The following is a 13,351-nucleotide window of genomic DNA, read 5'->3' on the forward strand; positions in this document are numbered from 1 at the left end:
AACGAAAAAAGGAGTTTAGAGGAACAACCCGGGGCCCGGGCGACTTCCTTCGGGAAATCTGACGCCCACTTTGGCGATCTTGTTCCCGTCCATGACCGCGACGGTCCAAATGGTGTTGTTCCATTCCACCTGGTCGCCGACCACCGGAGCGCCGCCGACTTTCTGGGTGATGAAACGACCCAGCGGCATGTCTGGATCGACCCCTTCGAGTTGCAACCCGTACAGTGCTGAAACCGCGCCCAGCTGGGCGTCGCCTTCCAGAACGAAGTCGCCGAAGAAGCGCAAATCGAGGCCTCGTTGCGGTGCCTGGCTGAAGAGCTTTCCGAGTGCCGGCAGGTTGTGTTCATGGCCGATAACGCAGAGCAAGTCGCCGACTTCGAGCACCGTACTACCCGACGGATGGAGCAGTTGCTGGCCACGAAACAGTGCCGCGATACGCGTGCCTTCGGGCATTTTCAACTCGCGAAGAGCGGCGCCGATGCACCATTTCTCTGCGCCAAGACGATAAACGAACAACTCCCACTCGCTGGTGACATGCACTTCGAGGGCGGCCCGGGAGATCGGTGCGGGCTCTGGCGGGACGGTTACCTTCAGCAGCTTGGCGACCCATGGCAGGCTGGTGCCCTGTAACAGCAACGAAACCAGCACGATAAAGAACGCGAGATTGAAATACAGCTGGGCATTCGGCAGCCCGGCCATCAACGGGAACACCGCCAGAATGATCGGTACCGCACCGCGCAGGCCAACCCAGGAGATGAAGGCCTTTTCGCGCCCATGGAAGGCCTTGAACGGTAGCAGGCCGACCAACACCGACAGTGGACGCGCAAACAGAATCATCCACAGCGCCAGACCGAGGGCGGGCAGGGCAATGGGCAGCAAGTCATGGGGGGTCACCAGCAGCCCCAACACCAGGAACATGCCGATCTGCGCCAGCCAGGCCATGCCGTCGAGCATGTGCAGAATGCCGTGGCGGCTACGCACTGGACGGTTGCCGATCACCAGGCCACACAGGTACACCGCGAGAAAGCCACTGCCGTGCAGGGCGTTGGTCAGGGCGAACACCACCAGACCGCCAGCGATCACCAGTATCGGGTACAGACCGGCGGCCAGGTGGATGCGATTGACCATTTGCAGCATCAGCCAGCCACCGCTCAGACCGATGATTGCGCCGATGCCGAACTCGCGGACCAGGTGCCCGAGCAGGCTCCAGTGCAGACCTGTCTGGCCGCTGGCGAGCATGTCGATCAGGGTGACGGTAAGAAACACCGCCATCGGGTCGTTACTGCCGGATTCGATTTCCAGGCTGGCGGTCACCCGCTCGTTCAGGCCTTTGCCACCGAGCAGCGAGAACACCGCCGCGGCGTCGGTGGAACCGACGATGGCACCGATCAGCAAGCCCTGGATCAGGTTCAGGTTGAATAACCAGGCGGCGGCCATGCCGGTCAGCACGGTGGTGATCAGCACCCCGACCGTGGCCAGCGACAACGCCGGCCACAACGCCACGCGGAAACTCGCGACCCGGGTGCGCAACCCGCCGTCGAGCAGGATCACGGCCAGCGCGAGGTTGCCGACCAGATAAGCGGTGGGGTAGTTATCGAAGATGATGCCGCCGCCGTCGACGCCGGCAGCCATGCCCACGGCCAGGATGATCACCAGAATCGGGATCCCGAGGCGGGACGAAAGTGAGCTCACCAGAATGCTCGCACCTACCAGCAACGCGCCGATCAAGAACAGGCTGTTGATGGTCGTCGCATTCAATGGCAGTACTCCGGAAAGCTTGAAGACAGGCGCAAACTGACCATGCAGCCTGCGTGCCAGCGATTCTAACCTGTTGAAATGTGATGCTGTCAAAAAGCTTTTGACGGCGCTCGACCACAGTCCCTTGTGTCGGGCGCGATCACTGTGGCGAGGGAGCTTGCTCCCGCTGGGTCGCGCAGCGGCCCCAAAACAGACGCTGCGGTCTTCCAGAAAAAACTTATCAGCAATTTTACGGCTGCTGCGCACCCGAGCGGGAGCAAGCTCCCTCGCCACAGGGTATTCAGTGACCGTTAAAGGCTGAACCGCCCAACCATATTGTTCAGGTCCAGCGCCAAACGCGACAACTCGTTGCTGGCGGCGCTGGTCTGGTTGGCGCCGGTGGCCGATTGCACCGACAGGTCGCGGATGTTCACCAGGTTGCGGTCGACTTCGCGGGCCACCTGGGCCTGTTCTTCGGCGGCGCTGGCGATCACCAGGTTGCGCTCGTTGATTTCGACGATAGCGCTGTTGGTCAGCAAGCGGCAAGACAGCACACGCTGGCGCAGGGAGAGTTGGGTGAACTCACCCAGGGCCTTGATGCTCGGCACGTTGTTCTGAACGATGTCTTCACCGGCAGCGCGAATCTTGCTCATCTGGTTCAAGGCGAACACACCCAGAATCAACATCAGTGCGCCAATCAGGGTGAAGCCTTTGAACGCTCTGGGCGCGATATTCATATTACGAAGGGACATGGTGTTCACCGTAAAGCGCGCATTGGCACGGGGTCAGAGACGAGGTATGTATGACTTATCGGTCATACAACTAAAGTCTTGAGCCACTATGCGCTTTTGCCGCAGATCGGCCGTACTGACGAGCTGTCAGGAACCAGAGCGGACAATCGCAGTCTTTAAAACTCGCAAGCAAGGTCGCCGCCAGGCAAATCAAGGCTCTGCGCCTGAATAACCCTGGCGCCAGTGGTGACTTTTCTTTATCGTACGCGCCCTTTGAAAATGCTCGGAAAATCAAAATGTTGGAAGCATCCCTAAGCCAATTGGAACAACTGGTCAGCGACCTGGTGCAACAGAACCAGGAACTGCTGGGCACGAACGCAACACTGAGCGCAGAACTGGCCCAGGCCAAGGATGAAAACGAAAGCCTGCAATTGAGCCTGATGGAGCAGGAAGAGAAGCAGGGCGCCACTGTTGCGCGCATTCAAGCGCTGGTTGAGCGCGTGAGCGCAGGTCCTGTGAACGCATGAGACACGGTGCCGACGGGATAAAAGTCGTCTCGATTCTCGGGGAAGACTATTCGATCAAGGCGCCGGTCGGGGAAGAGCAGACCCTGCTGGACGCCGCATTAATGTTGAAAGCGGTGCTGGCCGAGACCAAAAAGAAATACCCGACCCTGATCGGAGACAAACTGCTGGTGCTGACGGCCATGAACCTGTGCTCGCAGCAGCTCGAGATGCAGAAACGTCATCAGCAGGAACTCGACCGTTACCAAGAGCAAGTCAGCGCCACGGTTGAAGTGATTTCGAAGACGATCAATCAGGCCTGATCAGTTTGCGCACAACCAAAGAGTAGATTGTCGATTTAGTTGTATACAATCGGCACGGCTGTTGCAGTGATTCAGCCTCTTACTCTTTGGGGGTGCTTCATGCAGTTCTGGCGACGCAGTATTCAATGGCAGTTGATCCTGAGTATGGGGACCGCCCTGCTGGTCAGTATTCTGATCGTGGTCGGCATTTATACCCTGGTGGTCAACCGGCTTGCCCAGCGCTATCTGGTCGAGCAAGCGCTGCCGTCGAGCATCGAAGCGATGCGCAACGACATCGAACGAATTCTGGTCCAGCCGCTCACCGCGGCCAAGGACATTGCCAGCAACAGCATGGTGCGCGAGTGGTTGGCCGAAGGTGAAAGCGCTGACCGGGCCAGCGGCTTCGTCAGCTACCTGGAAGGCATCCGCGCCGAGCACAAAGCCTTTACCGCGCTGATCGCAGGCACTGCGTCGGGCCACTACTTCACCGAAAAAGGGCTTGATCGGACCCTCAGTCGATCCAATCCCGCAGACGCCTGGTTCTACGCTTTCCTCGACGGCAACCAGCCGCGCACCCTCAATATCGACAAAGACACCGCCACTGGCGAGTTGGCCTTGTTCATCGACCTCAAGGTCTCGCAGGGCGGCAAAGTTGTAGGCGTTGCCGGGCTGGGCCTGAGCATGAAGGAACTCTCGGAGCTGATTCACAACTTCAGCTTCGGCGAGCGCGGGAAGGTCTATCTGGTGCGTTCCGACGGGTTGATCCAGATTCATCCCGAGGCCGGGTTCAGCAACAAGCGCCAGTTGGCCGAGCAGATCGGCAGTCCGGCGGCGCAAGCGGTGATGGGCCACCAAGGCCCGACCAGCAGCGGGTTTGTGCGCGACGGCGAAGACTATCTGGCCCTGAGCCTGCCATTGCGCGATCTGGGTTGGACCTTGGTGGCCGAAGTGCCGAAATCACAGATCTACGCTGAGGCCCGGCAGGCGATGTGGATGACCAGCGCCATCGGTTTGGGCGTGGCTTTGGTTTGCCTGTTATTGGTGGTGTTGCTGGCTCGCGGTCTGGTACGGCCGATCCGTCAGGTAACAGCGGCATTGGTGGCGATTGGTAGCGGTGGTGGCGATTTGACCCACAGGTTAGATTCTTCGCGAGCCGATGAGCTGGGTGATCTGGCTCGTGGCTTCAACCGTTTCCTTGAAAATCAACGCAGCATGATCGGCGAAGTGCTGGCGACCAGCGAGCGATTGCGCACGGCCGTCGGGCAAGTTGCGCGAGTGGTGGAGAACACCGCCGAGCGTTCTGGACGACAGCAGGAAATGACCGACATGGTCGCCACCGCCGTGCACGAGATGGGCCTCACCGTGCAGGAGATCGCGCAGAACGCCGGCAACGCGGCGGTCGCCTCGCAAACTGCCCGTGATGAAGCGTTGCAGGCGCGTGAGGTGGTCGGCGGTTCCATTCGGCATATCGAAAGCATGTCTGATGAAATCGGCATTGCCGCCAGTGCCGTCGGCGCGCTGGCGACTCAGGTAGCGTCCATCGATCAGGTGCTGGCGGTGATTCGCGGGATCTCTGAGCAGACCAATTTACTGGCATTGAACGCAGCGATTGAAGCGGCGCGGGCCGGCGACATGGGCCGGGGCTTTGCTGTGGTGGCGGATGAAGTGCGGACGCTGGCGCGCCGCACGCAATCGTCCACCGATGAAATCCAGCAGATGATCGGCAGCCTCAAGCAGGGCGCGGATAATGCAGTGTCGTCGATGCACTCCGGGCAAGCGGCGACCGGTACCGGCGTCGAGTCGAGCCAGCGCACCGGGGCTTCGTTGACGGCGATTACCGGACAGGTCGAGCGCATCAGCGATATGAACCATCAAGTGGCGACGGCTACCGAAGAGCAGTCGGTGGTGACGGAAGAGATCAACCGTAACGTGCAGGGGATTTCCGATCTGGCGCGGGCCACAGCGGGCGAGGTCAGGGCGTGTCGGGAGGATTGCCAGACGTTGCAGCGGTTGGCGGATGATCTGGCGCGGCAGATGGGTGGGTTTCGGTTGCAATAACCAGGATCAAAAGATCGCAGCCTGCGGCAGCTCCAGGCTGCGATCTTTTTTGTTATTGGTCAGAACCACTCATCCCGCATCGTCAGGCACGTATCATCCCGCGCCTCAAGAATCGCCAGTTCATGATGACAACCCGGCACTTCCCAGGTCAGGAAGTAGCGCGCCGCTTGCAGCTTGCCTTTATAGAAGCTGACATCCGCCGCATTGCCCTTGGCCAACCCTTCTTCTGCGCGGATCGCCTGTTCCAGCCAGCGCCAGCCGATCACCGTATGACCAAAAACCTTCAGATACAGCGCCGAGTTCGCCAGGCTACCGTTGACCTTGCCTTGGCCCAGATCCGTCAGCAGGCCGATGGTCACGGTTTGCAGGCGCGCCAGCAATTTCTCCAGCGGTTCACGTAGCGGCGTTAACGATTCGTACACATGGGCGCGTTCGGCGGTATTGGCGATCAGTCGGATCAATTGCTTGAGCCCGGCGCCGCCGTTTTGCGCCAGTTTGCGCCCCAGCAGGTCCAGTGACTGAATGCCGTGAGTACCTTCATGGATCGGGTTCAGCCGGTTGTCGCGGTAGTACTGTTCTACCGGGTATTCGCGGGTGTAGCCGTGGCCACCGAGGATCTGGATCGCCAGTTCGTTGGCCTTCAGGCAGAACTCCGACGGCCAGGATTTGACGATCGGCGTCAGCAGGTCGAGCAATTCATGGGCCTGTTTGCGCTCGGCTTCGGGCGCCAGCGTGGTGGTGTCGTCGAACAGTCGCGCGGCATACAAACCGAGGTCGAAGGCGCCTTCGACGTAAGCCTTTTGAGTCAGTAGCATGCGTTTGACGTCGGCATGCTGAATGATCGAGACCGGCGCAGTGTTCGGGTCCTTGCTGTCAGGCAGGCGACCTTGCGGGCGCTCGCGGGCGTAGTCCAGCGAGTACAGGTAGCCGGCGTAACCGAGCATTACCGCGCCCATGCCGACGCCGATTCGCGCTTCGTTCATCATCTGGAACATGCAGTTCAGGCCTTGATGCGGCTTGCCTACCAGGTAGCCGACACACTCACCGTTATCGCCGAAGTTCAGCGCGGTGGAGGTGGTGCCGCGCCAGCCCATCTTGTGAAACAGCCCGGCCAGCAGCACGTCGTTACGCTTGCCCAGGCTGCCGTCATCGTTGACCAGGAATTTAGGCACGATAAACAGCGAAATGCCTTTCACGCCGGCAGGTGCATCCGGCAGTTTGGCCAGCACCATGTGCACGATGTTTTCCGACAGCGAGTGATCGCCGCCGGAGATGAAGATCTTGTTGCCCTTGAGTCGATACGTGCCATCGGCCGCCGGTTCGGCGCGGGTGCGGATGTCCGACAGCGAGGAGCCGGCGTGAGGTTCGGTCAGGGCCATGGTGCCGAAGAAGCGACCGTCGATCATCGGTTGCAAGTAGCGCCGCTTCTGCTCGTCGGTGCCGAAGCTTTCGATCAGGTTGGCCGCGCCCATGGTCAGGAACGGATAGGACGTCGTCGCGGCGTTGGCGGACTGGAAGTGCGCAAAGCAGGCTTGCGAGAGCAAGGTCGGCAACTGCATACCGCCGGCCTCGAAACTGCGTGCGGCGTTGAGAAAGCCGGCTTCGAGGAATGCATCCACCGCAGGTTTCACTTCCGCAATCAGGATCGCCTTGCCATCTTCGTAGCGCGGTTCGTGCTCGTCGCCCTTGCGGTTGTGTGGGGCAAAGAATTTCTCGGCAAGGCTGCGCGCTGTACCAATGGCGGCGTCGAACGTCTCGCGATTGTGCTCGGCGAAGCGCTCGCGCTGGGTCAGGCCCTCGGCGTCGAGGACTTCATACAGCTCGAAAGCCAGATTGCGGGAACTGAGCAACGTCTCGGACATGGCGGCCTACCTATATTGGAATGGACCGAGTCTAGGCGCGAGGAGGACGGGCTGAACAGGATGATTGATGTGGGTGATGGTGGGGCAGAGCAGAGACTTAACTAACGACACAAAGCCATTGTGGGAGCGAGCCTGCTCGCTCCCACAGGGTGTTGTGAACCGGGCCGCCATTGCGGACGCCCGGTCGTATTGCGATTTAACCAATAGTCATCAAGCTGGCATTACCCCCCGCCGCAGCGGTGTTGACGCTCAGCGCGCGCTCGATCACCAGGCGTTCCAGCGCAATGTTGGTTTCGCCCTGCGACAGGCCATGAACCCCGACGATGGCGCCGGCACGCTTGGCCACTTGCTGGCAGACCGCACGCAACTGGTCGGAGTGGCCGTGATGCAGGACTGCATCGAACACCACTTCGTCCTTGTTCCAGTCGGCGACCAGCTTGATGCGCGCTTGCACCTCTTTCGGCAGGCGAGCCAACAACGCTTTGCTTAGTTCACCTTCCGACAACACCGCCGAGCCACCCACGGCCAGCACTGCAGCCAATTGGCTCAGCAGATCGCTTTCGACGTCCGCCAGGCACAGCACATGCTCGCGCGGCAGGATGGCGTAGCTGTTGCGCTCGCCTGTCGGGCCATTCAGCGTGCGGGTGATGCCGCTTTGCGATTGTGTCGCAAACTGCGCGCACAACGCGCTCAGCTCAGTCAGCTTGTGGCTGTCGGCCCAGGTTTTCAGGGCAGTCAGCGGTTTGCTCATGGCGTCACGCAGACGAACGTCCGGTGCCGCGATAGCATCGCCGCGAGCGAAAGACTGTTCGATCGCGTCGGTAGGACGCGTCGACAGCAAGCGGTACAGGTACAGCGGCCCACCGGCTTTCGGGCCAGTGCCCGACAGACCTTCGCCACCGAACGGTTGCACACCGACCACGGCACCGACGATGTTGCGGTTGACGTAGACGTTACCGGCGTTGACGTTGTCGATCACCTTGGCGATGGTTTCGTCGATACGCGTGTGTACACCCAGTGTCAGACCGTAGCCGGAAGCGTTGATCTGCCCGATCAGTTGATCGATGTCTTTGCGCTTGTAGCGCACCACGTGCAGCACCGGGCCGAAGATCTCCCGCTGCAGCTCGTCGAAGCTTTCCAGTTCGATCAGGGTTGGCATGACGAACGTGCCGCGCTTGCATTCTTCCATGTCGGCGATGGCGACCTGGTAGACGTTGCGACCTTTGTCACGCATGGCCTGGATGTGTTTCTCGATACCGGCCTTGGCTTCGGCGTCGATCACCGGGCCGATGTCCACAGATAGACGCTCCGGGTTGCCGAGGCGGCATTCAGCCATGGCGCCCTTGAGCATTTCGATCACGCGGTCGGCGGAGTCTTCCTGCAAGCACAGCACGCGCAGCGCCGAGCAGCGTTGGCCGGCGCTGTCGAAGGCCGAGGACACCACGTCGATGACCACTTGTTCGGTCAGTGCCGAGGAGTCGACGATCATCGCGTTCTGGCCGCCGGTTTCGGCGATCAGCGGGATCGGACGGCCCTGGGCATCCAGGCGCCCGGCGACGTTGCGTTGCAGCAAGCGTGCAACTTCGGTGGAGCCAGTGAACATCACGCCTTTGACCCGGTCGTCGCCAACCAGACGGGCACCGACGGTTTCGCCACGGCCCGGCAGCAGTTGCAGCACGCCTTCGGGAATCCCGGCTTCGAGCAGTATACGTACGGCTTGAGCGGCCACCAGCGGTGTTTGCTCTGCCGGTTTGGCCAGTACCGGGTTACCGGCGGCCAGTGCGGCGGCGACTTGACCGCTGAAGATCGCCAGCGGGAAGTTCCACGGGCTGATGCACACCACCGGACCCAATGGACGGTGGGCGTTATTGGTGAAATCGTTGCGTGCCTGCACTGCGTAGTAACGCAGGAAATCCACGGCTTCACGCACTTCGGCGATGGCGTTGGCGAAGGTCTTGCCGGCTTCGCGAGCCAGCAGGCCCATCAGCGGCTGAATCTCGCCTTCCATCAAATCGGCGGCGCGTTCGAGGATTGCGGCGCGCTCGGCGGGCGGGGTGGCCTGCCAGATCGGTGCGGCATTCAGTGCGCACTGGATGGCGTTGTCGACGTCGGTAACGGTGGCTTCTTGTACATGACCGACCACGTCACGCAGGTCCGACGGATTCAACACCGGTGCCGGGGTTTCAGCGCTGGAAGCGCAGCCCAGCATCGGCGCGGCTTTCCAGTGGTTGTGCGCGGTGGCCAACAAGGCGCAGGACAGCGATGCCAGGCGATGTTCGTTGGCCAGGTCGATGCCGCTGGAGTTGGCGCGCTCGCTGCCATAGAGGTCACGCGGCAGCGGGATACGCGGGTGCGGCAGACCGAAGCCGCCTTCCAGCATCGCCATCTGCTCGATGCTGCTCACCGGATCGGCTACCAGCTCCTGAATCGAGATCGACTGGTCGGCGATACGGTTGACGAACGAGGTGTTCGCACCGTTTTCCAGCAGGCGACGTACCAGGTACGCCAGCAGGGTTTCGTGAGTGCCGACCGGTGCGTACACACGGCACGGACGGTTCAGCTTGCCTTCGGAAACCTTGCCTACAACCTGTTCGTACAGCGGTTCGCCCATGCCGTGCAGGCACTGGAACTCGTACTGGCCCGGGTAATAGTTCTGACCGGCAATGTGATAAATCGCCGACAGGGTGTGGGCATTATGCGTGGCGAACTGCGGGTAGATGACTTCTGGCACCGAGAGCAGTTTGCGTGCGCAGGCGATGTAGGAAACGTCGGTGTACACCTTACGGGTGTACACCGGATAGCCTTCCAGGCCTTCGACCTGGGCGCGCTTGATTTCGCTGTCCCAGTAGGCGCCTTTCACCAGACGGATCATCAGGCGATGACGGCTGCGGCGAGCCAGGTCGATCACGTAGTCGATCACATACGGGCAACGCTTCTGGTAGGCCTGGATCACGAAACCGATGCCGTTCCAGCCGGTCAGTTGCGGCTCGAAGCACAGGCGCTCGAGCAGATCCAGCGACAGCTCGAGGCGGTCGGCTTCTTCGGCATCGATGTTCAGGCCGATGTCGTATTGCTTGGCCAGCAGGGTCAGCGACAGCAGGCGCGGGTACAGTTCGTCCATCACGCGCTCGTACTGGGCACGGCTGTAGCGCGGGTGCAGGGCCGAGAGCTTGATCGAGATGCCCGGGCCTTCATAAATGCCACGACCGTGGGACGCCTTGCCAATCGAATGGATGGCTTGCTCGTAGGACGCGAGGTATTTCTGGGCGTCATGTTCGGTCAGTGCGGCTTCGCCGAGCATGTCGTAGGAATAGCGGAAGCCTTTGGCTTCGAACTTGCTGGCGTTGGCCAGGGCTTCGGCGATGGTTTCGCCGGTGACGAACTGCTCGCCCATCAGGCGCATGGCCATGTCGACGCCCTTGCGGATCATCGGCTCGCCGCTTTTGCCGATGATCCGGCTCAGGGATGAGGTCAGGCCAGCTTCGTTGTGGGTGGCGACCAGTTTGCCGGTCAGCAATAGGCCCCACGTGGCAGCATTGACGAACAGCGACGGGCTATTGCCCAAGTGTGGCTGCCAGTTGCCGGTGCTGATCTTGTCGCGGATCAACGCGTCGCGAGTGCCTTTGTCCGGGATCCGCAGCAACGCTTCGGCCAGGCACATCAGTGCCACGCCTTCCTGGGACGACAGGGAAAATTCCTGCAACAGGCCCTGAACAATACCTGCACGGCCGCCGGCGCTCTTCTGATTGCGCAGTTTTTCGGCAATCGAGGCGGCGAGTTTGTTGGTGGCCTCGCACATCGGGGCTGGCAGGCGAGCCTGCTCCAGCAGCATCGGTACCACTTCCGGCTCCGGACGACGGTAGGCGGCAGTGATCGAGGCACGCAGCACCGATTGCGGGAGGATGCTTTCAGCGAATTCGAGGAAGCACTGATGGGCGTGATCGGCGTGGACCTCGGCACCGTCATCGGCTTCGGAACGGGTCGAACCGCTCAGTTCGGTCAGGGTTGCACCACCCTCGAGTTTTTCCAGGTAATTGAAAATCGCCTGTTTGATCAGCCAATGCGGCGTGCGATCAATCGAGGTCGCGGCAGCTTTGAGGCGCTCGCGGGTCGGGTCGTCGAGTTTGACCCCAAGGGTGGTGGTAGCCATATTTTTATCCTCATGTTTGCCACGACTGCGTGGCATCAGCTAGCGGCAAGATTAGCCGCGCACTGAAAGAGGTGCAACCGGGTGCAACCCTTTTTTTGTCGGAATAATCGGCAACTCGTCAGGAAATAAATTCTGGTACGCAAGTCCAGCCCCTGCTTGGTGCTTTTTACAGTGGTCAGCCAAGGTTCTTGCTCCGAAAAGGAGCAAAAAACGGGGTTTAAAAGAAAATTCATATTAGGTGCAACTTATTCTCGAGAAACTGGTTGCGCCTTATTTGCTTTGTTGAATAGCATTCGCGGCAAAGGTGCAACCGCCGTTGAGGCGGTTCATCGGCTGATGGCTTTCCTGGGGAAACTTCAGTCATAAATGCGCGGATGACCCGATCGCCTCTCAAACGTAATTGTTTGGCGGCGGTTCAGCAGACCGCCGCTACATAAAAACAAAGCCAGGGCGTAACTCAATGAGTGCAAGCAATCCAACCTTGATCACGTTCGTGATCTACATCGCGGCCATGGTGCTGATCGGCTTCATGGCCTATCGCTCCACCAACAACCTTTCTGACTACATTCTGGGTGGTCGCAGCCTGGGCAGCGTCGTGACCGCGCTTTCCGCTGGCGCCTCCGACATGAGCGGCTGGTTGTTGATGGGCCTGCCGGGCGCCATCTACATGTCGGGTCTGTCGGAAAGCTGGATCGCCATCGGGCTGATCGTCGGTGCGTACCTGAACTGGCTGTTCGTGGCCGGCCGTCTACGCGTGCAGACCGAACACAACGGCGACGCGCTGACGCTGCCGGATTACTTCTCCAGCCGTTTTGAAGACAAGAGCGGCTTGCTGCGGATCATCTCTGCCGTCGTGATCCTGGTGTTCTTCACCATTTATTGCGCCTCCGGCATCGTGGCCGGTGCCCGTCTGTTTGAAAGCACCTTCGGCATGTCCTACGAAACTGCATTGTGGGCCGGCGCTGCGGCGACGATTGCCTACACCTTTGTCGGTGGTTTCCTGGCGGTGAGCTGGACTGACACCGTACAAGCCACACTGATGATCTTTGCTTTGTTGCTGACACCGATCATCGTGCTGCTGGCTACCGGTGGTATCGACACCACGTTCCTGGCCATCGAAGCACAAGATCCAGGCAACTTCGACATGCTGAAAAACACCAGCTTCATCGGCATCATTTCGCTGATGGGCTGGGGTCTGGGCTACTTTGGTCAACCGCACATCCTGGCGCGCTTCATGGCGGCGGATTCGGTCAAGTCGATTGCCAACGCTCGTCGCATCTCCATGACCTGGATGATCCTGTGCCTGGCCGGCACCGTGGCGGTGGGCTTCTTCGGTATCGCTTACTTCTCGGCGAACCCGGCCGTGGCAATGCCAGTGAGCGAAAACCACGAGCGTGTGTTCATCGAACTGGCCAAAATCCTCTTCAACCCATGGATCGCCGGCGTGCTGCTGTCGGCCATTCTGGCTGCCGTAATGAGCACCCTGAGCTGCCAGTTGCTGGTGTGCTCGAGCGCCCTGACCGAAGACTTCTACAAATCCTTCCTGCGTAAAAACGCTTCCCAGGTTGAATTGGTCTGGGTCGGTCGCGCGATGGTTCTGGCGGTTGCACTGATCGCCATCGCATTGGCCGCCAACCCGGAAAACCGTGTGTTGGGTCTGGTCAGCTACGCCTGGGCCGGCTTCGGCGCCGCGTTCGGTCCGGTGGTACTGATCTCGGTACTGTGGAAAGGCATGACTCGTAACGGCGCACTGGCCGGTATCGTGGTGGGTGCACTCACCGTGATCGTCTGGAAGCACTTCAACCTGCTGGGTCTGTACGAAATCATCCCGGGCTTCATCTTCGCCAGCCTCGCTATTTTGCTGGTCAGCAAAATGGGTGAGCCGTCGGCCGGCATGCTGCAGCGTTTCGCCGCGGCGGAAAAAGATTTCCACCTGAACAAGTGAAGTGAAGCGCTGATGCGCTGACCCTTTGCTGAATAAAAAACGGCCCGCAGCCTAATGGATGCG

The 13,351-nt window shown here is 60.3% G+C and carries 7 protein-coding genes and 2 pseudogenes; 5 read left to right on the forward strand and 4 right to left on the reverse strand.

The features are described from left to right. Nucleotides 1-15 precede the first annotated feature (15 nt). Both HK44_RS07215 and HK44_RS30435 read right to left on the reverse strand, forming a co-directional pair. Complete coding sequence (locus HK44_RS07215; protein ID WP_019691432.1) at nucleotides 16-1,758, reverse strand: potassium/proton antiporter; 1,743 nt, start codon at nucleotides 1,756-1,758, stop codon at nucleotides 16-18. 290 nt (nucleotides 1,759-2,048) lie between these two features. Further along, a pseudogene (locus HK44_RS30435) lies at nucleotides 2,049-2,252 on the reverse strand (methyl-accepting chemotaxis protein); the annotation flags it as partial. Between the two features lie 512 nt (nucleotides 2,253-2,764). Between HK44_RS30435 and HK44_RS07230 the strand changes: the two are divergent. The 4 genes and pseudogenes from HK44_RS07230 to HK44_RS30445 all read left to right on the forward strand — a co-directional run bounded on the left by HK44_RS07230 (nucleotide 2,765) and on the right by HK44_RS30445 (nucleotide 5,331). After that, on the forward strand, nucleotides 2,765-2,995 hold the full coding sequence (locus HK44_RS07230; RefSeq protein WP_019691434.1) for a hypothetical protein: 231 nt from the start codon (nucleotides 2,765-2,767) through the stop codon (nucleotides 2,993-2,995). After that, nucleotides 2,992-3,294, forward strand: coding sequence for a cell division protein ZapA (locus HK44_RS07235; protein WP_019691435.1), 303 nt, complete (start codon nucleotides 2,992-2,994; stop codon nucleotides 3,292-3,294). Before HK44_RS07230 ends, HK44_RS07235 begins: the two co-directional genes overlap by 4 nt. 144 nt (nucleotides 3,295-3,438) lie before the next feature. Further along, nucleotides 3,439-4,464, forward strand: a pseudogene (locus HK44_RS30440) (HAMP domain-containing protein); the annotation flags it as partial. A gap of 135 nt (nucleotides 4,465-4,599) precedes the next feature. Beyond that, nucleotides 4,600-5,331 (forward strand): methyl-accepting chemotaxis protein, encoded by a 732-nt coding sequence (locus HK44_RS30445; RefSeq protein ID WP_431357318.1) that lies wholly within the window; start codon nucleotides 4,600-4,602, stop codon nucleotides 5,329-5,331. A 59-nt stretch (nucleotides 5,332-5,390) separates the two neighbouring features. Here HK44_RS30445 and HK44_RS07245 read toward each other — a convergent pair whose 3' ends face one another. Both HK44_RS07245 and putA read right to left on the reverse strand, forming a co-directional pair. Beyond that, nucleotides 5,391-7,193: an acyl-CoA dehydrogenase gene (locus HK44_RS07245; protein WP_019691437.1), complete on the reverse strand. Its 1,803-nt coding sequence runs from the start codon at nucleotides 7,191-7,193 to the stop codon at nucleotides 5,391-5,393. Between the two features lie 196 nt (nucleotides 7,194-7,389). Further along, complete coding sequence (putA, locus tag HK44_RS07250; protein WP_019691438.1) at nucleotides 7,390-11,343, reverse strand: trifunctional transcriptional regulator/proline dehydrogenase/L-glutamate gamma-semialdehyde dehydrogenase; 3,954 nt, start codon at nucleotides 11,341-11,343, stop codon at nucleotides 7,390-7,392. Between the two features lie 460 nt (nucleotides 11,344-11,803). Here putA and putP point away from each other — a divergent pair, with 460 nt between their 5' ends. Then, nucleotides 11,804-13,288: a sodium/proline symporter PutP gene (putP, locus tag HK44_RS07255; protein WP_019691439.1), complete on the forward strand. Its 1,485-nt coding sequence runs from the start codon at nucleotides 11,804-11,806 to the stop codon at nucleotides 13,286-13,288. The last annotated feature ends 63 nt before the right edge of the window (nucleotides 13,289-13,351 follow it).

Source organism: Pseudomonas fluorescens HK44 (assembly GCF_000217955.3).
GTDB classification, from domain to species: Bacteria; Pseudomonadota; Gammaproteobacteria; order Pseudomonadales; family Pseudomonadaceae; genus Aquipseudomonas; species Aquipseudomonas fluorescens_AQ.